Here is a 20,121-nt window from a genome sequence, read left to right as displayed (position 1 = left end):
ATTCCTGCATCGGAGACCGATGTTTTTGCCGCGTCGCGGCGGAAAATCGCGCGACGCCGGTTGAAATCCGCCGCAAAAAACCATACTCGAACGTTTAGTTTTTAATTCTTCACCCGAGTGGGATTCCCGTCATGGGCCGCAAGCGCACCATAGACCGCGATGCGACGATGGCTGCGATCGAACAGGTCGTGCGCCGCGATGGCCTGGCCGGGCTGTCGATCGATGCCGTGGCGCGCGAGGCCGGCATCTCGAAGTCGAGCGTGATCTACGACTTCGAATCGAAGGCGGCGATGCTGGTGGCCTTCACCCGCGCCAAGCTCGACGTGCATCGCGAGCATCAGATGCAGGCCTGCGAGGCCCGGCCCGAGGGGCCGGACCGGTGGCTGTGCAGCCTGCTCGAGGTGGCGCGCCGGCCGCCCTCGGCCGATGACGTCACCGCGGCGATGGTGCTGTCGGCCGGGGTCGCGGCCGATGACGAATGCCGTGGCCTCGTGCGCGGCTTCGTCGACCAGGACCTCGCGCGCATCTGCGACGAGGCCCGCGACCGCGACGCGGCGCTGCTTGCCTACCTGGCGTTCTTCGGGCTGAAATCCCTGGAGCACTTCGGGTTCCGCGACATCGACGCAGAGTTCCGCAACCGCTGCCTCGACGCGATCCAGACCCGGCTTCTGCCCGAGCATTCCTGCGGGACCGACCCGACCGGTCCTGTCCCGCCCCCGTCATCCACCGATTGTCTCTCCGAAGGTTCGCAATGACCCGTATTCTTCCCCTTCTCGCGATCGGCCTGGGCCTGGCGGCCCTGCCGGCGCTTGCCCAGCAGGGCCAGATGCCGCCCGCGCCGGTCAGCTTCATCGAGGTCAAGCCCGAACCGCTGCCGGTCATCAACGAGCTTCCGGGCCGGATCTCGGCCACGCGCGTGGCCGAGGTGCGCCCGCAGGTCTCGGGCATCGTGATCGAGCGCGTGTTCGAACAGGGTGGCGTCGTGGCCAAGGGCGACGTGCTCTACCGCATCGACCCGCGCCCGTTCCAGGTGCGCGTCGCCTCGGCGCAGGGTTCGCTCGAACGGGCGAAGGCGACCGAGCAGAACGCCCAGATCGACGCCGACCGCCAGGCCGAGCTGCGCGATCGCAACGTCGCCGCCGGCACCACCTATGAGACCGCGCTGACCACGCTGGCGCAGGCCAAGGCCGATGTCGTCGTGGCCGAGGCCGCGCTGCAGGAGGCGCAGCTGAACCTCGACTATACCGAGGTGAAGGCGCCGATCTCGGGCACGATCGGGCGCGCGACGATCACCGAGGGCGCGCTGGTGACGGCGCAGACCGACGTGATGGCGACGATCCAGCAGCTTGACCCGGTCTATGCCGACTTCACCCAAAGCTCGTCGCAGCTGCTGAAGCTGCGCCGCGCGCTCGAGGCGGGGCAGCTTGTCGCGACCGGCGAGGGCGAGGCGCAGGTGCATCTGTTCTACGACGACGGCACCGAGTACGAGCACGAGGGCAAGCTGCTGTTCTCCGAGGCGACGGTGGATTCGACCACCGGCCAGGTGACGCTGCGCGGCGAGTTCCCGAACCCCGACGGCGATCTGCTGCCCGGTCTCTATGTGCGCGTGCGCATCGAGCAGGCCGTGCGCAGCGAGGCGATCGCGATCCCGCAGATGTCGGTGCAGCGCGACAACCAGGGCAATGCCCAGGTCTATGTCATCGGCGAGGGCGACGTGGCGAAGCTGCGGCCGGTCACGCTGGGCAACACGCTGCCGGGCGCGCGCTGGCTGGTCGAGGACGGGCTCGCGCCCGGGGACCGCGTGATCGTGCAGGGCCTGATCAAGGTCTATCCCGACGGCAAGGTCGTTCCCGAACCCTGGACGGGCGACACCGCGCCCGAGCCCAAGGCGCAGAACTAAGGGCCGAACATGTCGCAATTCTTCATCGTCCGCCCGGTCCTGGCCTGGGTGATCGCCATCTTCATCGTCATCGCGGGGGCGCTTGCGCTGCCGCAGATGCCGATCGCGCAATATCCCCAGGTCGCGCCGCCACAGATCCAGATCTCGGCCGTCTACACCGGTTCGTCGCCGACCGAGATGTACCAGTCCGTCGCCCAGCCCATCGAGGAGGAGCTGAACGGCATCGACGGCATCCAGTATTTCGAAAGCACCTCTGACGTGTCGGGCTCGGTGTCGATCACCGCGACCTTCGCGCCGGGGACCGACGTATCGACCGCGCAGGTCGACGTGCAGAACGCGGTCGCCCGCGTCGAGAGCGTGCTGCCCTCGTCGGTCGTCGACCAGGGCATCCAGGTCGAGGAGGCGGGCACGGGCTTCCTGATGTTCGTCATGCTGACCTCGGAAGACGGCTCGATGGACGCGACGCAGCTGGGCGACTATGCCACGCGCAACGTGCTGGGCGAACTGCGCCGCATCGACGGGGTGGGGCGCGCGCAGGCCTTCGCGTCTGAAAAGGCGATGCGGGTCTGGATCGATCCCGACAAGCTGACGGGCTACAACCTGTCGACCGCCGACGTTTCGGCCGCGATCCGGGCGCAGAACGCCCAGGTCGCCGCCGGCCAGATCGGCGCGACGCCGAACCCGGTCAACCAGCAGCTGACCGCGACCGTGCTGGTCAAGGGCCAGCTGTCGGACCCGGCCGAGTTCGAGAACATCGTGCTGGTCGCCAATCCCGACGGCTCGACCGTGCGGCTGGGCGACGTGGCGCGGGTCGAGGTCGGATCGGAAAGCTACAGCTTCTCGACCTGGCTGAACGGCCAGCCGGCCGCGGGCATCGGCATCCAGCAGTCCTCGGACGGCAACGCGCTCGACACCTCGGCGGCGGTGCAGGCGAAGATGGAGGAGCTGAGCCAGTTCTTCCCGCAGGGCATGGCCTATGCCATCCCCTACGACACCTCGCCCTTCGTGGCCGCGTCGATCGAGAAGGTGCTGCACACGCTGCTGGAAGCGGTGGCGCTGGTCTTCGTGGTGATGTTCATCTTCCTGCAGAACTTCCGCTACACCGTGATCCCGACGATCGTCGTGCCGATCGCGCTGGCGGGCACCATCGGCGTCATGCTGGTCGCGGGCTTCTCGATCAACGTGCTGACGATGTTCGCGATGGTGCTGGCGATCGGCATCCTTGTCGACGACGCCATCGTCGTGATCGAGAACGTCGAGCGCATCATGGCCGAAGAGGGGCTGTCCCCGCGCGAGGCCACCAAGAAGGCGATGGGCCAGATCCAGTCCGCCATCGTCGGCATCACGCTGGTGCTGGCGGCGGTGTTCATCCCGATGGCGTTCTTCCCCGGCTCGACCGGCATCATCTACCGCCAGTTCGCGCTGACGATGGTCGTGTCGATCCTGTTCTCGGCCTTCCTCGCGCTGACGCTGACGCCGGCGCTCTGCGCCTCGTTCCTGAAACCCGTCACCGGGCACCATGAACGCAAGGGCTTCTTCGGCTGGTTCAACCGCGGCTTCGACCGGATGACCCGGGGCTATGCCGGCGGCGTCAAGGGTCTGACCCGGCGCACCGGGATCGTGATGGTCGTCTACCTCGTGGTCGTGGGCTATGTCGGCTATGCCTTCACCGGGCTGCCGTCGTCCTTCCTGCCCAACGAGGACCAGGGCTTCATCATCACCGACCTGCAGGCGCCGCCCGCCGCCTCGACCCAGCGCACCGACGCGATGGTCCACCAGGCGCAGCAGATCTACCAGGGCATGCCCGAGGTCGAGGACGTGGTCGGCATCCGCGGCTTCAGCTTCTCGGGGCAGGGGCCGAACGCGGCGCTGATGTTCATCACCTTCAAGGACTGGGAAGAGCGCGAACGCTCGGCCGGCCAGATCGCGGGGGCGGCGAACGGCGCGCTTTACGGGCTGAAGGACGCGCGCGCCTTCGCGCTGAGCCCGCCGCCGATCCCCGGCTTCGGCACCACGGGCGGCTTCGCCTTCCGGCTGCAGGACCGTGGCGGCAACGGGCAGCAGGCGCTGATGGCGGCGGCGAACCAGCTGATGGGCGAGGCCGGCAAGGGCGGCATCGTCACCGGCCTGCGGGTCGAGGGCATGCCGGCCGCGGCGCAGGTCGACCTGACCATCGACCGCGACAAGGCCCAGACCTTCGGCGTCGCCTTCGCCGACATCGCCACCACGATCTCGAACGCCTTCGGGTCGAGCTATGTCAACGACTTCCCGAACCAGGGCCGGCTGCAGCGGGTGGTGATGCAGGCGCAGGACACCAGCCGGATGAGCCCCGAGGACATCCTCGACCTGACCGTGCGCAACGACCAGGGCGGCATGGTGCCGTTCTCGTCCTTCGCCTCGGTCTCGTGGAGCCAGGGGCCGAGCCAGGTGGTGGGCTACAACGGCTATCCCGCGATCCGCATCGCGGGCCAGGCCGCGCCCGGCCACAGCTCGGGCGAGGCGGTGGCCGAGATGCAGCGCCTGGCCAGCCAGCTGCCCGACGGCTTCGCCTATGAATGGACCGGCCAGACGCTCGAGGAGATCTCGTCGGGCAACACCTCGACGATCCTGTTCGCGATGAGCATCGTCTTCGTGTTCCTGCTGCTGTCGGGTCTGTACGAAAGCTGGTCGATCCCGCTGTCGGTGATGCTGGTGGTGCCGCTGGGCGTGCTGGGGGCGATCCTCGCGGTGATGCTGCGCGACATGCCCAACGACGTCTACTTCAAGGTCGGCCTGATCGCGATCATCGGCCTGTCGGCGAAGAACGCGATCCTGATCGTGGAATTCGCCAAGGACCTGCGGCAGGAGGGGATGAGCCTTCTGGACGCGGCGGTCGAGGCCTGCCGGCTGCGGTTCCGCCCGATCCTGATGACCTCGATGGCCTTCACGCTGGGCGTGGTGCCGCTGGCGATCGCCACCGGCCCCTCGGCCGCCTCGCAGAATGCGATCGGCACCGGGGTGATCGGCGGCATGATCTCGGCCACCGTGCTGGCGGTGTTCTTCGTGCCGGTGTTCTTCGTCTTCGTCCTGCACTGGGTCGAGAAGATCACCGGCCGCAAGGTCGAGGGCGCGCATCACTGAGGCCGCCCGGGCCAAAGCCGGCATGGCGGGCGGTCCCCCCGGGGGCCGCCCGCTGTCGTTTTCGGGGCCGTTTTCGGGGCTGCGTTCCGGGGCCGTCTTCCGGGGGCGGGGGCGGAAGCGAACCGATCGGTATTGTTGCGGGTACATCATTGCACCTTGCCGCCTGACGGTTAGGTGGCTAAGTTGCTTGGCACTGCAACATTCCCGTTCCGTCGTTCCCGCATCGCCCCGGCCCGCCCGGCGGGCTGTGCGTGGTGCGGCGGTTCCGTGCCGTCGAGGACCTCCCATGACGATCTCTTCCCAGGCCGCCGAACCGCGGCCGTCCGCCCAGGGGCCCGGCGCCGCGGTGACGGTCACCGTGCTCTTGGTGGCCTCGATGACGGTGATGGCCAATGCCACGATCTCGCCCTCGCTGCCGGGGCTGAAGGCGCATTTCGCCGACCAGCCCGGCATCGACACGCTGGCCGGCCTGATCCTGACGCTGCCCTCGGCCTCGGTCATCCTGGCCGCCGGGCTCTTCGGCTGGGCGGCCGACCGCTGGAACCGGCTGGCGCTCCTGGTCTTCTCGCTCGTGTGCTACGGGCTTGGCGGCGCCTCGGGGCTGGTCGCGCATTCGCTGACCGAGCTTCTGGCCGGGCGCGCGCTGCTGGGCTTGGGGGTCGCGGGCTCGATGACGCTGGCGATGGCCTATGCGACCGACCTGTGGCACGGGCCGGCGCGGGCGCGCTACATGGGGCTTCAGGGGGCGGCCATGTCGGGCGGCGGGGTCGTCGTCATGGTGCTGGGCGGGATGTTGGCGGCGCTGCACTGGCGCGGGGCCTTCGCGGTCTACCTGATCGCGCTGCCGATCGCGGTCGCGGCGCTGGTGCTGCTGCGGCCCCATACCGCGCGGCGCGGTGCGCTCGCCTCGGGCGTGCAGCCGGGCGAGGCCGCGAACGGGCCGTTCCCCTGGCCGCTCTTCGCCTTCACCGGCGGGCTGGCCTTCGTGTTCATGTCGACCTTCTACATGATGCCGACGCGGATGCCGTTCCGGCTGGCCGAGCTGGGCGTGACCTCGTCGGCCTTCACCGGGATGATCATGGCCGGCATGATGCTGGCCGCGACGCCGGGCGCGCTGTTCTACGGGGTGATCCGCCGCCATGCCTCGGCGATGACGGTCTTCGCGGCGAGCTTCGCGCTGATGGCCTCGGGCTTCCTGATGATCTCGCAGACCGGGGCGCTGCCGGTGTCGATCCTCGGGGTCTTCGTCGCGGGGCTGGGGATCGGGCCGTCGATGGCCAACTACACCACCTATTTCCTGAACCGGGTGCCCGCGAACCAGCGCGGCCGCGCGGCGGGGATGCTGACCACGGCTTTCTTCGCGGGCCAGTTCTCGTCGCCGCTGGTCTCGGCGCCGCTGGTCAACGCCTTCGGCATCCAGGGCGCCTTCCTCGTGCTGTCGACGATCATGGCCGCGATCTCGGTCTGGCTGTTCGGCAAGGTCGCGCGCGCGGGCGGGCTGCTGGCCGAGGCCTGAGCGCCGCCGCCGACACCCCGCCCCGCGGGGAGGTGTCGCAAAACCTTCAGCAAACCGAGATTTCGGCGTCGCGCACGCGGCCTACTCCGGCCCCAGCCAAAGAGCGGGGGCCGGATGCTCATTTCAGTCGAGGGCGTGACCAAGGATTTCGGGCGGGGTCCCGCCGTGGACAACGCGACGTTCCAGGTCGAGCGCCCGATGATGATCGGGATCATCGGCCGGTCGGGCGCGGGCAAGTCGACCTTCCTGCGGATGATGAACCGGCTGACCGACGCGACCTCGGGGCGGCTGATGGTCGAGGGGCGCGACGTGCTGGCGCTGACCGGCGCCGAGAAGCGCGCCTGGCAGGCCGACTGCGCGATGGTGTTCCAGCAGTTCAACCTGGTGCCGCGGCTCGACGTGGTGTCGAACGTGCTGCACGGGCTGCTGAACCGGCGCGGCACGCTGGCCACCCTGTTCAACATCTGGCCGAAGGACGACATCCTGCGCGCCATCGACATCCTCGACCGGCTCGGCATCGCCGAGCAGGCGCCGAAACGGGCCGAGGCGCTGTCGGGCGGCCAGCAGCAGCGCGTGGCGATCGCCCGCGCGGTGATGCAGGACCCGAAGGTGATCCTGGCCGACGAGCCGATCGCCTCGCTTGATCCGATGAACGCCCAGATCGTGATGGAGACGCTGCGCCGGATCCACGAGGAGGACGGGCGCACCGTCATCGCCAATCTCCACACGCTCGACACCGCGCGGCGCTACTGCGACCGCGTGATCGGGATGCGGGCGGGCCGGATCGTCTTCGACGGCACGCCCGCGATGCTGACCACGGCGGCCGCGCGCGAGATCTACGGCGCCGACGCGAGCTTCTCGGAGGCCGCGACCTCGACCTCGATCGAGACGCTCGACGCCCCGCCCACCGCGGCGGACGGCGGCTATGCCCGGGCCATGCTGGCCGACTGACCCTTTCCTGCCGCGCGGCGGGGACCGCCGGCAGGTCCGAACCATCCCCAGGAGACAGCCCATGAACGCTCTCATCGCTGCCGCGCTGGTTTCGACCGCGCTCGTGTCCCAGGCCCAGGCCCAGGAGATCACCGGCTTCAACATCGGCATCCTCGGCGGCGAGAACGCCCAGGACCGGCTGAATTCCAACGAATGCTACCGCAAGAAGATCGAGGATGCGCTGGGCGTGCCGGTCAAGGTCTTCACCCCGGCCGATTATGACGGCGTGATCCAAGGCCTGCTGGGCGGCACGATCGACATGGCCTGGATGGGCGCCTCGGGCTATGCCAAGACCTTCCTCACCGACCCCGAGGCGGTCGAGCCGGTGCTGGTCAAGCAAAACCTCGACGGCTCGATCGGCTATTACTCGATCGGCATCGCGCGCAAGGACAGCGGCATCACCGACATGGCCTCGGCCAAGGGCAAGGTGATCGGCTTCGGCGATCCGAACTCGACCTCGGGCTACCTGATCCCGAATGTCGAGCTGAGCCAGGCCGGCATCCCGATGCAGAAGGGCCAGTATTTCGAGGATCTGAAGTTCACCGGCGGCCACGAGCAGACCATCGTCGCGGTCAACAACGGCGACATCGACCTGGGCGTGACCTGGGCCGACGGCCTTGGCAACTGGGAAGACGGCTACAACTCGGGCGCGCTGCGCAAGGCCGTGGACGCGGGCCTCGTCGACATGAACGACCTCGTGCAGGTCTGGAAGTCGAAAGAGATCCCGGAAGGCCCGATGGTGGTGCGCAAGGCGCTGCCGGCCGAGGTGAAGGCCAAGGTGACCGAGCTGACCGCCAACCTGTGGGAAACCGACGCGACCTGCGCCTATGGCGTGGCCGGCGGCGACGCGAAGGACTTCATCCCGGTCAAGCACGAGCAGTACCAGTCGATCATCGACGCCCGCAAGATGTCGGGCAGCTGATCGCCGGATCGGATCAGGCGGGCGGGCTTTCGGGCCCGCCCGTTTCCATGTCGGCCGCGAGGGGGGCGGGGCCGGACGACAGCGCAAGGCGGGGGCCGGTCATGGCAGAGACGACAGCCGACATTCATCGCGCCGGGGGCCCGAGCGCCATCGCCGCGATCCGCGAGGACTACCTCGCCCAGGCCCGGCGCAAGCGGGTCTATTCCACCGTGCTGGTCGCGCTGTTCGCGGCGATGATGGCGGCGGGCTTCGACATGGCCGAGGCGCGCAACGCTGGCGGCTTCCTGTCGGGGCTGCACCGCGTCTTCGACTTCCCCGCCGAGCTGCTGGCCGAGGCCTGGGACAAGCGCGCGGGCCTGCCCGCCGCGATGGCCACCTATTTCCCGGCCCTCGTCGAGACGCTGAACATCGCCGCCGTCTCGACCCTGGTCGGCGCGCTGCTGGCGGGGGGGCTGTCGCTGATGGCGACGCCCGGCCTTGCGCCCTGGCCGCGGCTGATCCCGGCGGTCCGGCGGCTGATGGACCTGTGCCGCGCCATGCCCGAGGTGGTGATCGCGCTGATGCTGATCTTCGTGCTGGGCGGCGGGCCGGTGCCGGCGATGATCGCGATCTGCTTCCACACCGTCGGCGCGCTGGGCAAGCTGTTCGCCGAGGTCAACGAGAATGCCGATCCGCGCCCGGTCGAGGGGCTGGCGTCGACCGGGGCCGGCTGGGGCCAGCGGATGGGGCTGGCGGTGCTGCCGCAGGTCGCGCCGAACTGGCTGAGCTATGCGCTGCTGCGCTTCGAGATCAACGTGCGCGCCTCGGCGATCCTGGGCTTCGTCGGCGCGGGCGGCATCGGCTACGAGCTGAAGATCGCCATCGGCTGGGGGCAGGGGCGCTATGACGCCGCCGCCGCCGTGTTCCTGCTGCTGTTTCTCAGCATCGTCGCCATCGACCAGGGGTCGGGCTGGCTGCGCAACCGCCTTGTGACGGGGGACTGAGCCGATGACCGCGACCCTTGCCTCGGGCCCGCTGGCCGACGCCCGCACCAGCGCCCTGCGCCGCATCGCCCGCCGCCGGCTGGTCTCGCTGCTGATCCCGGCCGCGATCCTTGGCTATCTCGTCTATGCGCTTTTCGCCTTCCAGCTGCCCGAGCTGCTGGCCCGCGCGCGCTGGGAGAACGGCGGGACGCTGATCTCGGACAGCTACAGCTACAAGACCCATGTCACCCGCGACAACCGCGCCGGCGGCGTCGAGGTCGCGATCGAGGGCGAGCGCAAGGGCACCTATGCGGGCCCCGCGCAATGGCCCGGCTGGGTGCGCGGCGAGGGCGACGCGACCGAGGTCGACCTGCCGCGCGGCGCGGCCGTGCGCATCGGGCCCGGGGACGTGCGCATGACCTTGCCGGGCTACGGCGTGCTGACCATCATCCCCGACCGTGCCGGCATCACCGTGGCCGGGCCCACGGGCAGGCCGTTGCCGGATTACGTCTCGGCCTCGAACACCCGGGTGCAGGTGACGGCCCCGGAAGGTCGCCTGACCGTGACCAAGGCCAAGACCGAGGTCTTCCGCTATTCCTACGGCTGGGAGATGTTCTTCTTCGACCTCGAAAGCCCGTTCCACTTCATGAGCTGGGGCCAGATCGGCGCCGCGCTGGTCTCGGCCGAGCAGGTCCGGCCGGGCCGGTCGAACCTGTCGGCCATGGCGCAGGACTTCTGGAACAACGGCATGTGGCAGCATCACCGCGTCTTCGGCGCCTTGTTCGAGACGCTGCTGATGGCCTTCCTTGGCACGATGGCGGGGGCGGTGCTGGCGCTGCCGCTGGCCTTCCTTGCCGCGAAGAACTTTTCGGTGCTGCCGGTGCGCTTCGGGATCCGGCGGGTGTTCGACTTCCTGCGCGGCGTCGACGGGCTGATCTGGACCATCATCCTGTCGCGCGCCTTCGGGCCGGGGCCGCTGACGGGCGCGCTCGCGATCCTGCTCACCGACACCGGCAGCTTCGGCAAGCTGTTCTCGGAGGCGCTCGAGAACATCGACGCCCGTCAGGTCGAGGGGCTGCGCTCGACCGGGGCGGGGCGGCTCGCGCGCAACCGGTGGGGCGTGATCCCGCAGCTGGCGCCGGTGATCCTCAGCCAGGTGCTGTATTTCCTGGAATCCAACACCCGCTCGGCCACGGTCATCGGGGCGATCGTCGGCGGCGGCATCGGGCTTTTGCTGACCCAGGCGCTGATCACGCAGAAGGACTGGGAGGAGGTGGCCTATTTCATCCTGCTCATTCTGGGCATGGTGATGGCGATGGACTGGATCTCGGGCAAGATCCGGCGGCGGCTGATCCGGGGGCGCTGATGGCACGGCTGTCGGCCGACCGGCCGCTGATCCACGACGGCGCCACGGTCGCGAATTCCACCCTCGGGCGCTTTTGCGAGGTGGGCGCGGGCGCGCGGCTGCTGAATTCCGACCTCGGCGACTACAGCTATTGCGAACGGCTGTGCGACATCGCCAACACCGCCATCGGGCGCTTCGCCAACATCGCGGCCCTGTGCCGGATCGGGCCGACCGACCACCCGATGACCACGGCGAGCCTGCACCATTTCCTCTACCGTTCGGACGATTACTGGGACGATGCCGGGCCCGACGCGGCCTTCTTCGCGGCCCGCGCCGCGCGCCGCACCGTGATCGGGCATGACACCTGGATCGGGCACGGCGCCATCGTCAAGCCCGAGGTCACGATCGGCACCGGCGCCATCGTCGCGGCGGGTGCCGTGGTCACCCGCGATGTCGCGCCCTACATGATCGTGGCGGGCGTGCCGGCGGTGCCGCTGCGCGCCCGGTTCCCGTCCGCGGTGGCCGAGCGCCTGCTGGCGCTGGCCTGGTGGGACTGGGACCATGACCGGCTGCGCGCGGCGCTCGCGGAGTTCCGCAGCCTGCCGGCCGAGGCCTTCCTCGAGCGCTACGAGCCGGGCGCCGCGGGCGCCGGTGGCTGATCAGCGGCTGATCAGCGGGTGAGCGGCTGGTCGATCGCCAGCGGCGCGGCGGCCGCGCGCTGGATCGCCGCCGGCTCGGGCGCGATCCAGCTGCGGGGCAGGAACAGGAAGGCCATCACCGCGACATAGGCGATGGCGAAGACTGCAAGGGCGAGCGAGTTGGCCCGAGCGGCGCGCGGCGACGGGCGCTGGTTCGCGAACATGGCAGTGTCCTTTCCTTTGCTCATCATTTCCGCACTGCGGCGGAATCGTGGGCAGTCTGTGAACCCGTGACATCTCTACCGGATTTGTCGAGATAAGTCCTTCCTCTTGTCCCGGAGACTTCGGAAAACTGTCCCGATCCGGCCGCATTCCCGCGGAAATCCGCTCGCGGCAGCGCGGCAGGCCCCGTGACAGCGGCGCGGCGATCGGCCACGACTGGGGGACCAGCCCGGAAGGAGCCCCCGCGATGACCGTTCCCGTTCCCGTCCTGCCGTTCGAGCGTGCCGAGTACGACGCGCGCCTTGCCCGCACCCGCCGCGCGATGGCCGCCGCCGGGCTCGAGGCGGTGGTGATCGCGGATCCGTCCAACATGTACTGGCTGACGGGCTATGACGGCTGGTCGTTCTACGTCCACCAGTGGGTGGTGCTGCCGCTGGAGGAGGCGCCGTTCTGGTTCGGCCGGCCGATGGACGCGGCCGGCGCGCTGCGCACGGCCTGGCTGCCGCCGGACGACGTGCTGTCCTATCCCGAGGCCTGCGTGCAGAACCCGGCCGACCATCCCGCGACGCATCTCGCCCGGGCGCTTGTGGCCCGCGGGCTTGGCCAGGCCCGGATCGGGGTCGAGATGGACAACTACTATTACACCGCCGCCGCCGACGCGGCGCTGCGCGCGGGCCTGCCCGCGGCGCGGCTGCAGGATGCGACCGGGCTCGTGAACTGGCAGCGCGCGGTGAAATCGCCGCGCGAACTCGACTACATGCGCATGGCCGGGCGGCTGGTCGGCGCCGCCCATGCGCGCATCCTCGAAGTGGCCGAGCCGGGCGTGCCGAAATCGGTGGTCGCGGCCGAGATCCAGAAGGCGCTGATCACCGGCGTGCCCGGCGAGGCGGGCGACTATACCGCGATCGTGCCGATGCTGCCCTCGGGCGCGGATGCCGCGGCGCCGCACCTGACCTGGGACGCGCGGCCGATGCGCGCGGGCGAGGGCACCTTCTTCGAGATCGGCGGCTGCTATCGCCGCTATCACTGCCCGCTGTCGCGCACCCTGTTCCTGGGCCGGCCCACCGACGCCTTCCTGCGCGCCGAGGCGGCGACGCTCGAGGGGATGGAAGCGGGGCTTGCGGCGGCGCGGCCGGGCAACAGCTGCGGCGACATCGCCCGGGCCTATTTCGCGGTGCTGGCGCGCCACGGGATCGAGAAGGAAAGCCGCGCGGGCTATGCCGTCGGCGTCAGCTATCCGCCCGACTGGGGCGAGCGCACGATGTCGATCCGCCCCGACGACACCTCCGTCCTCGCGCCGGGGATGACCTTCCATTTCATGACCGGCCTGTGGATGGCCGACATGGGCTTCGAGATCACCGAGACGATCGCGATCACCGAGACCGGCCACAGCCTGATCGCCGACGTGCCGCGCCGGCTGTTCGTGAAGCCCTGACCGCGCGCTTTCGCATTGGTGCAAATATCCCGCGGGGGTCCGGGGGCGCGAAGCCCCCGGCGCGTGTCACCCGCGCGCCGCCCCGGGCAGCTGCCCCGGACCTGCTACGCGCGACGTTCGAAAGGCGCGCCCGGTCGCGAGACGATCCGCGCGCCGCGGCGGTCAGACGCCGGCGCGCCGCCGTACCGCCGGCTCCTCGATCGCCGCGACGGCAAGCCCGGTCAGGAACAGTTCGCGCACCATGTCGGGCGAGGTCGAGGTGGCGATCATCAGGTTGGGCGCCTTCACGTAGCTGCGCCATTCGACCACGGTCATGCCGCGGGTAAGCTTCCCCTCCAGTTCGCAATCCACCCGCACCGGGTGGAACAGCACCGTGGACGGGTCCATCAGCGCCGCCGCGGCGACGGGATCATAAAGCGGCATCGGCCTGCGCCCCAGCGGGTCGGGCGTGCGGGCATAGCCGTCGAGCATGTCGGCCAGCAGCTCGGCCCGCGGGCCGCCCATGGCCCGGATCAGCTCGGCATCGACGATGGTCACCGTCACCTGCTTGCAGGTGTCGAGCCCGATCATCGCCCAGTCGAGCCCCGAGTCGCACAGGATCTGCACCGCCTCGGGGTCGGCATAGGCGTTGCATTCGGCGGTGGCGGTCTGGTTGCCGGCCCCGGCCGATCCGCCCAGCCACAGCAGTCGGAAGCGGGTCGCAAGCTCGGGCTCGCGCGTCAGCAGCGCGGCGATGTTGGTCAGCGGACCAAGCGCCAGCACGGTGCGTCCGCCCGCGCGGATCCAGTCCGCCAGCGCGCCCACGGCATCCTGGCTGTCGGGGCGCTGGCCCGTCGGCGGCAGCTGGTAGCGGCTGCCGGGCATCCCGGTCTCGCCGGGGGCGAAGAAGGGGGTGATCCGCTCGCCGGCGATGGCGTCGCGGGCGCCGACATGGATCGGCATGTCCCAGCCGAAGACCTCGGCCGCGGACATCGCGTTCGCCACGACCTGGTCCAGGAGCGTGTTGCCCGCCACCAGCGACAGCCCGTCGATCCGGGTCGTGCGCGCGCGGATCAGCAGGATCGCGGCCAGATCGTCGAAGCCCATGTCGGTGTCGATCCACAGCCGGTCGGGCGGCACCGGGGTGAAGCGGTCGCTCACCATCCCCGCAACCCGGCCTGGCGGACGGACCGGGGGATCTGCCCGGCGCGGAGCGGGAGAGAGGGGCGGGCCACGGCGGCGCATTCCTTTCCTGGTCGGTCACACCCGGCCTTCTGCCGGGGCGGGCGGCCGCGGGGCCACCGATGTCGGGCGATCTGTCCGCCCGGCCCGGGGCCCCGAGGGGCCGGCGGGACGGGCAGCGGCATGATGGCGCGCGGAGCCGGCGCATGCAACTGCCCCGTGTGGCTTCCGTGCAGGACGCCGGGTCAGAAGGCCGGCGCAGGAGGCCCGATCGCGGGTCCCAGCGCTTGGGTTCCGATGCCCGGAGCCGGGTGGCCGGAGCCGGGTGTCCGGAGCCGGGCGCCCAGAGTCGGGCGCCCGGAGTCTTGTGCCCGGAATCTGGCACCGCGGGCTCGGCCCGGGGTCAGACGCCCGGGGTCCCGTCGCTCAGGGCAGGGCGGCGGTGACGATCACCTCGACCAGGTATTCCGGCGCGGCCAGGCGGGATTCGCCGGTCGCGCGGGCCGGGGCATGGCCCGGGGCGACCCAGCCGTCCCAGACGGCGTTCATCTCGTCGAAGCTGGCGATGTCGGCCAGCCAGATCTGCGTCGTCAGGATCCGGGTCTTGTCGGTCCCCGCCAGCGCGAGCAGCCGGTCGACCTCGGCCAAGCAGGTGCGGGTCTGGTCGGCGACGCTGTCGCCCGGGGTGCCGACCTGGCCCGCCAGGAAGACCATGCCGTTGCAGACGACGGCTTCGCTCATGCGGGCGCCGGGTTCGAGGCGTTTGATGTCGGTCATGAAGTCCTCTCGTTCTCGTGACGCTCCTGCCTAGCCCCGTGCCGGGGCCGGGTCCAGTGCGGCCGGGGCCGCGCGCGGCCTACCAGACCGACCAGAGCGAGACGGCGAGGATCAGCCCGAGGAAGGCGAGCCCGAAGAACTCGATCGCGGCCGCGAGGCAGCGCAGGGTCTCGACGACGCCCCGCATCTGCCGGAACTCGTGCCGCATCCAATGGGCCACCTGTGCCGCCATAGTCCCGATCTCCTTCCGGTCTTAACTCGCGGTTAGGCATCGCGCCGGATTGCGGCCCGAAAAGGGCGCCGATCCGGCGGGCACGGAACCTTTTCACGCCGTTTCGCGGCTTCTGCCGAAGTGTCCCGGCCCGGCCTCCGGCGGACGTCCGCCAAAGCCGGCGCAGACCCTCTGCGAGGCACGCTTGAGCCGCTGGACGCGCCCGCATCGTCACGTCCCTCGGGACATGTTTGCGTCAAAGAGATTTACCCTAGGTTGAGGGCGATCCGGCCCAGTGCCGCCCGTCGCCCCGTGGTGGAGGTCAGCGGCCCTCAGCGTGCCCTGAGTGCTGCCGCGATCCGCGGCCACGGGCCGCCGCCGCGGCGTCTCCGCGGCTGCGCGTGACCGGCCCGACGCCAAGACTGGCGAAGGCAACGGCAGGCCGCGGGCCCGCGCGGGATCAAATAAGAGATTGATTTGAATGGGGGTTTTGGATCGGATGAAGGGAATCGAACCCTCGTATGCAGCTTGGGAGGCAGCTTTCGGAGCTGATTACATGCGCATGAGCATCTGATGGCGGATAGATAGCCTGCCGTGAATAACCTATTTTAAACAGTGTCTTATTGGGTGGTGGTGGCATTCCATCAGCGCATGGCAATCCTAGGCGCACTTCGCCAAAATGGCCCGGTGACAAAAATCATTGTCACTGGGAGAAGCGGCGCAAGTTGAGATCACAAAATTGTGACTACCGCGATTGCGCCTTGCATTTTTTGATGTGATGTGTGTGCTGGGCGCCGGCCAGTGACAAATCCGGTGACAAATGGCCTGTCACCGCCCTGAAATCCGAGTGACAAAAAAATGTCACCGCAGAAAAAAGTGAAGGAATTTCAGGGAGTTATTGGAGCGGGTGAAGGGAATCGAACCCTCGTATGCAGCTTGGGAAGCTGCCGTTCTACCATTGAACTACACCCGCAACGCGCCTGTCATAGCGTGCGGCCGACATGGGCGCAAGCCGTTTGGCCCGGCGCCGCCGAAGCCGCCAAACGAGCTGCCCGGGCTGTCGCGATCTTCGGTAAGAGATGCCCGTGCCGACCGTTCGCCGAGGGGATGACCGGAGGCGCGAAACACGACCCGCCGGACAGGTCCGGCGTTGGGTTCTTGCGCCTGCAGCCTCGTCGCTGGTCCGCCGTGTCAGGCGCGCTTCTGTCGCCGGGGGTTTGTTGCACACATCAGTGAAAGGGGAACAACATTAGGCAGCCTGATGGTGAGGCTCAGGACACATAGCGAAAACAGGACGGTTGCGGCGAGAGGGACGGCCGGGAGGAAGACCTTCGGGCATCTGTCGTAGCGCGTCGCACCGCGGCTCCAGTCCTGCAGCCGGCCGAACATGGTCTCGATCCCGTTGTGGCGCTTGAAGCGTCGACGGTCATATCGGACTGGAGGCTGCCGCCCTTCCGTCTCGGGATGCATACCCGCAAGTCTTTGTCTTGCAGGCCTTCTCTCAGCCAGTCGGCATCATAGCCGCAGTCATGAAGAGCCGCAGTGGGCGGCCCTCGCCGTCGGTGACCGCATGGAGCTTGGTGTTCACCCCGCCTTTTGTGCAGCCGATGAGGTGTCCACACCCCCCTTTCTTGCCCGCAGGCTGGATGCTGTGCGATGGGCGTTGTAGAGCTGTGTGTCAGGCGAGGGTTCCGAAACGCGAAAAGCGACCCCGAAGGATCGCTTTCTCGTGTGTTTCCAAGATCTTGATGGGATCTTGGCTCCGGCGGTAGGGATCGAACCTACGACCAATTGATTAACAGTCAACTGCTCTACCGCTGAGCTACGCCGGAACACGAGGGCGGATATAGCGAGGGATTCTCGGGGTGTCCAGAGGCGTTCTCGGCATTTGTCACCTTCGGGGCCGGGTGCCGTCGGGGCAGCCGGTCAGGGCGAAGACCGCCGTCGCCGAGAGGGGGCCGGTGCAGGCGGCAAGCCCCCGGCTTTCCAGCGAAATCAGGTGCGACAGCACGTTGCGGGCCGCGGCCGTCGCAAGCTCGGGGGCGAGGCCCGCATAGACCCGCGCCACCAGATCCGGCGCGGTGGCGGGACGCTCGGCCAGGGCGGCGCGGATCTCGTCGTCGCGCCGCCGGCGATGGGCGGCGAGCGCGGCGATGCGCGGACCAAGGTCGGGGATGTCGGCGCCGTGGCCCGCCAGCCCGACCCGCACGCCGGTGCCCGCGAGCCGCGCGAGCGAGGCGAGGTAGTCGTCGAGATCGCCGTCGGGCGGCGAGATCAGCGAGCTGGTCCAGCCCAGCACCAGATCGCCGGTGAAGCAGCGGTCCTGCCACAGGAAGCACAGGTGGTTGCCGAGATGGCCGGGCGTGTGCAGCGCGCGCAGCACCGCCCCGGCCACCTCGACCGCCTCGCCGTCGGCGAGCCGCCGGTCCGGGCGATAGCCCGGGTGCAGGCCCTCGCCGCCGCCGATGGGACCCGCGGCCGCCAGCCGGGCCATCGCCGGGCTGCGGCCGGCGGTGTCGGGGCCGAAGCCCAGCACTTCGGCGCCGGTCGCGGCCGAGAGCGCCGCGGCCAGACCGGAATGGTCGCGGTGGCTGTGGGTGACGAGGATGTGCACGATCCGCTCGCCGGGGCCGAGCGCGCCGAGGATCGCGGCCAGGTGCGCCGCGTCGTCGGGGCCGGGATCGATCACCGCGACGGCGCCGTCGCCCGGGCCCAGCAGGTAGGTGTTGGTGCCCGGCCCGGTCATCGGCGAGGGATTGGGCGCGAGCACCCGCCGCAGGCCGGGGCCGATCCATCCCACGGGCGGGGCGCTGGGTCCTGTCATCTTCCGGTTTCCGTCCATGATCTCTAGGGTCGGCCCCGGGGCGCGGGCATGGATGCCACGCGAGACGCGTCCGCCGGGAGAAGCCGATGACGACCGTGCCAGCCGAACCGCAGAAGGGAAAGCCCGGCGAGGGGGCCGGACCGGCGACCGAGCGGGCGCGGGGCATCGGCCGCGCGCTGCCGCGGTCGCGGCCGTCGTGGATCAAGCAGGTGATGCCGCGCGGGCTTTACGCGCGGGGCCTGCTGATCCTGGCGGTGCCGGTGATCGCGCTGCAGATCGTGGTGACGGCGATGGTGGTGCAGCGGCTGTACGAGGATGTCACCGACCAGATGACCCGCAGCCTGATCAGCGGGCTCGAATCGATCCTGCGCGAGGTGGAAAGCGCGCCGGATGCGGTCACCGCGGCCCGGACCGCGGGCGAGCTGTCGGACGCGGCCGGGGTGGCGCTGCTGCTGCCGGCCGAGACGCCGATCGGCGATCACCGCGATGCCACCGACATCTCGGGGCGCACCGTGATCGCGACGCTGCGCTCCGAGTTGACGGGGGTGCGCGGGATCGATCTGCAGCGCAACCGGCGGGTGCGGCTGGGGCTCGACACCGGCTGGGGGCCGATGCTGATCGAGTTCGACCGCCGCCGCGTCTCGGCCAGCAACCCGCACCAGCTGATCGTGCTGATGGCCGCCACCGGCCTGCTGATGACCAGCATCTCGTTCATCTTCCTGCGCAACCAGCTCAAGCCGATCAAGCGGCTGGCCCAGGCGGCCGAGGATTTCGGCCGCGGCCGCGCGACGCCCTACCGACCCGCCGGCGCGGCCGAGGTGCGCTCGGCCGGGGCGGCGTTCCTCGACATGCGCGCCCGGCTCGAGCGGCAGATCGAGCAGCGCACGATGATGCTGTCGGGGGTCAGCCACGACCTGCGCACGCCGCTGACGCGGATGAAGCTGGAACTGGCGATGCTGCCCGACGAGGAGGAGAGCCGCGCGATGTCGCGCGACATCGAGGAGATGGAGCGGCTGATCGACGCGTTCCTCGCCTTCGCGCGGGGCGATGCGCAGGACACCGAGGTCGAGCTGGTGGATCCGGTGGCCTTCCTCACCGCGCTCGAGGCCCGGGCCGAGCGCGCGGGCCAGCCGGTGACGCTGGGGCCGATGCCGGCCGAGGCGGGCGCGATCAGGCTGCGTCCGGGCGCGATCTCGCGCGCGCTCGAGAACCTCGTCGGCAACGGCGTGCGCTATGGCAGCCGGGTGACGGTCGGCCTGACGGCGAGCGAGGCCGCGGTGGTGTTCTCGGTCGAGGATGACGGCCCCGGCATCCCGCGCGAGCGGCGCGAGGAGGCGCTGCGGCCCTTCGCGCGGCTTGACCCGGCGCGCAATCAGGATCGCGGCTCGGGCGTGGGGCTTGGCCTTGCGATCGCTGCCGACATCGCGCGCAGCCACGGCGGCGCGCTGCGGCTGGGTGTCAGCGAGACGCTGGGCGGGCTGAGGGTCGACCTCGTGCTGCCGCGCTGAGGGCGGCGGCGCCGACGCCGGCACCGGACCGGCCGCGGGCCGCGGCGGTCCGCCACCGGCACGGCGGCCGGCAGCCCTGATCCCGGTCGCTGCGCCCGGCGGGCGCCGTCAGCCGAAGATCCAGTAGAAGATCGCCCCCCAGCTCAGCAGGCCCATCGGCAGCAGGCCGATGATCCACCAGCCCGAGGGCATCGAGTTGTCTTCCGGCAGCGATGTCTCTCGCGCGAGACGACGGAACAGCTCGTCCGCCTCCGCCTCGGTCGCGACCGCCGGCATGGCGGGCTGATGGTACTCGGAATAGTCGATGCGTTCGGCAACCGCCATGTCCACTTTCCCCATAACTTACGGCCCGTTCTGGGCCTTTTCATTCCGGCCCAATTCACCCGTGCGCTGGGGCGCAAATAAGGCGCGGGGGGCACATTTTGCGGACCATTGCCGGCTGAATCCGTGGCGCGGGCCCCCGCCATTCACGACATCCGGACGTCGCGTACGGCTCGCGTCGATTTGACCTCGCGCGAGATGCCGCTACCCTGAGGGGACATCATGCACGCATTCGGCCACAGTCCCCGCGCAACGGCGGGGATCGGTCG

General features: G+C 69.8%; 17 protein-coding genes, 2 tRNA genes and 1 pseudogene. 11 read left to right on the top strand and 9 right to left on the bottom strand.

The annotated features are described in order from the left end of the window. The first annotated feature begins 167 nt into the window (after window positions 1-167). The 9 genes from V8J39_RS06160 (at window position 168) to V8J39_RS06120 (ending at window position 11,414) form a co-directional block, all read left to right on the top strand. On the top strand, window positions 168-755 hold the full coding sequence (locus V8J39_RS06160; protein WP_336459959.1) for a TetR/AcrR family transcriptional regulator: 588 nt from the start codon (window positions 168-170) through the stop codon (window positions 753-755). After that, on the top strand, window positions 752-1,900 hold the full coding sequence (locus V8J39_RS06155; protein ID WP_336459958.1) for an efflux RND transporter periplasmic adaptor subunit: 1,149 nt from the start codon (window positions 752-754) through the stop codon (window positions 1,898-1,900). Before V8J39_RS06160 ends, V8J39_RS06155 begins: the two co-directional genes overlap by 4 nt. 9 nt (window positions 1,901-1,909) lie before the next feature. Further along, on the top strand, window positions 1,910-5,020 hold the full coding sequence (locus V8J39_RS06150; protein ID WP_336459957.1) for an efflux RND transporter permease subunit: 3,111 nt from the start codon (window positions 1,910-1,912) through the stop codon (window positions 5,018-5,020). A gap of 286 nt (window positions 5,021-5,306) precedes the next feature. Next, window positions 5,307-6,536 (top strand): MFS transporter, encoded by a 1,230-nt coding sequence (locus V8J39_RS06145; RefSeq protein WP_336459956.1) that lies wholly within the window; start codon window positions 5,307-5,309, stop codon window positions 6,534-6,536. A 114-nt stretch (window positions 6,537-6,650) separates the two neighbouring features. Next, the gene (gene phnC / locus V8J39_RS06140) at window positions 6,651-7,487 is read left to right on the top strand and encodes a phosphonate ABC transporter ATP-binding protein (protein ID WP_336459955.1); all 837 of its coding nucleotides are present in this window, start codon (window positions 6,651-6,653) and stop codon (window positions 7,485-7,487) included. 61 nt (window positions 7,488-7,548) lie between these two features. Continuing rightward, entirely contained in the window at window positions 7,549-8,448 is a 900-nt protein-coding gene (gene phnD, locus V8J39_RS06135; protein ID WP_336459954.1) for a phosphonate ABC transporter substrate-binding protein, read from the top strand. Between the two features lie 101 nt (window positions 8,449-8,549). Beyond that, window positions 8,550-9,431 (top strand): phosphonate ABC transporter, permease protein PhnE, encoded by an 882-nt coding sequence (phnE, locus tag V8J39_RS06130; RefSeq protein ID WP_336459953.1) that lies wholly within the window; start codon window positions 8,550-8,552, stop codon window positions 9,429-9,431. Between the two features lie 4 nt (window positions 9,432-9,435). Continuing rightward, on the top strand, window positions 9,436-10,776 hold the full coding sequence (phnE, locus tag V8J39_RS06125; protein WP_336459952.1) for a phosphonate ABC transporter, permease protein PhnE: 1,341 nt from the start codon (window positions 9,436-9,438) through the stop codon (window positions 10,774-10,776). Beyond that, a complete protein-coding gene (locus V8J39_RS06120; protein ID WP_336459951.1) occupies window positions 10,776-11,414 on the top strand; it encodes a chloramphenicol acetyltransferase in 639 nt (212 codons plus the stop codon). Before phnE (V8J39_RS06125) ends, V8J39_RS06120 begins: the two co-directional genes overlap by 1 nt. Window positions 11,415-11,425: 11 nt before the next feature. Here V8J39_RS06120 and V8J39_RS06115 read toward each other — a convergent pair whose 3' ends face one another. Continuing rightward, complete coding sequence (locus V8J39_RS06115; RefSeq protein WP_336459950.1) at window positions 11,426-11,617, bottom strand: hypothetical protein; 192 nt, start codon at window positions 11,615-11,617, stop codon at window positions 11,426-11,428. A 245-nt stretch (window positions 11,618-11,862) separates the two neighbouring features. Between V8J39_RS06115 and V8J39_RS06110 the strand changes: the two genes are divergently transcribed. Beyond that, on the top strand, window positions 11,863-13,050 hold the full coding sequence (locus tag V8J39_RS06110; RefSeq protein ID WP_336459949.1) for a M24 family metallopeptidase: 1,188 nt from the start codon (window positions 11,863-11,865) through the stop codon (window positions 13,048-13,050). 162 nt (window positions 13,051-13,212) lie between these two features. Here V8J39_RS06110 and V8J39_RS06105 read toward each other — a convergent pair whose 3' ends face one another. The 7 genes and pseudogenes from V8J39_RS06105 to V8J39_RS06075 form a co-directional block, all read right to left on the bottom strand. Next, a complete protein-coding gene (locus V8J39_RS06105) occupies window positions 13,213-14,193 on the bottom strand; it encodes a nucleoside hydrolase (protein ID WP_336459948.1) in 981 nt (326 codons plus the stop codon). 444 nt (window positions 14,194-14,637) lie between these two features. Then, window positions 14,638-14,988, bottom strand: a complete 351-nt coding sequence (locus V8J39_RS06100) for a RidA family protein (RefSeq protein WP_336459947.1) — start codon at window positions 14,986-14,988, stop codon at window positions 14,638-14,640. A 79-nt stretch (window positions 14,989-15,067) separates the two neighbouring features. Next, window positions 15,068-15,220, bottom strand: a complete 153-nt coding sequence (locus tag V8J39_RS06095; RefSeq protein ID WP_336459946.1) for a hypothetical protein — start codon at window positions 15,218-15,220, stop codon at window positions 15,068-15,070. Between the two features lie 878 nt (window positions 15,221-16,098). Then, window positions 16,099-16,172 (bottom strand) — tRNA-Gly (locus tag V8J39_RS06090). A 308-nt stretch (window positions 16,173-16,480) separates the two neighbouring features. Beyond that, window positions 16,481-16,879 (bottom strand): annotated as a pseudogene (locus V8J39_RS06085) (IS5/IS1182 family transposase); the annotation flags it as partial. Window positions 16,880-16,956: 77 nt separating this feature from the next. Continuing rightward, window positions 16,957-17,031: transfer RNA gene (locus V8J39_RS06080), tRNA-Asn, on the bottom strand. 59 nt (window positions 17,032-17,090) lie between these two features. After that, complete coding sequence (locus V8J39_RS06075) at window positions 17,091-18,023, bottom strand: MBL fold metallo-hydrolase (RefSeq protein ID WP_336459945.1); 933 nt, start codon at window positions 18,021-18,023, stop codon at window positions 17,091-17,093. Between the two features lie 212 nt (window positions 18,024-18,235). Here V8J39_RS06075 and V8J39_RS06070 point away from each other — a divergent pair, with 212 nt between their 5' ends. Next, the gene (locus tag V8J39_RS06070; protein ID WP_336460213.1) at window positions 18,236-19,531 is read left to right on the top strand and encodes an ATP-binding protein; all 1,296 of its coding nucleotides are present in this window, start codon (window positions 18,236-18,238) and stop codon (window positions 19,529-19,531) included. 108 nt (window positions 19,532-19,639) lie between these two features. Here the strand turns inward: V8J39_RS06070 and V8J39_RS06065 are convergent, their stop codons facing one another. Further along, window positions 19,640-19,855: a hypothetical protein gene (locus V8J39_RS06065; RefSeq protein ID WP_336459944.1), complete on the bottom strand. Its 216-nt coding sequence runs from the start codon at window positions 19,853-19,855 to the stop codon at window positions 19,640-19,642. Between the last annotated feature and the right edge of the window lie 266 nt (window positions 19,856-20,121).

The sequence above is a fragment of the Frigidibacter sp. MR17.24 genome, assembly GCF_037095655.1.
Classification (GTDB): Bacteria; Pseudomonadota; Alphaproteobacteria; order Rhodobacterales; family Rhodobacteraceae; genus Frigidibacter.
Note: the sequence above shows the minus strand (reverse complement) of the source record. Positions and strands in the feature narration are given on the sequence as shown.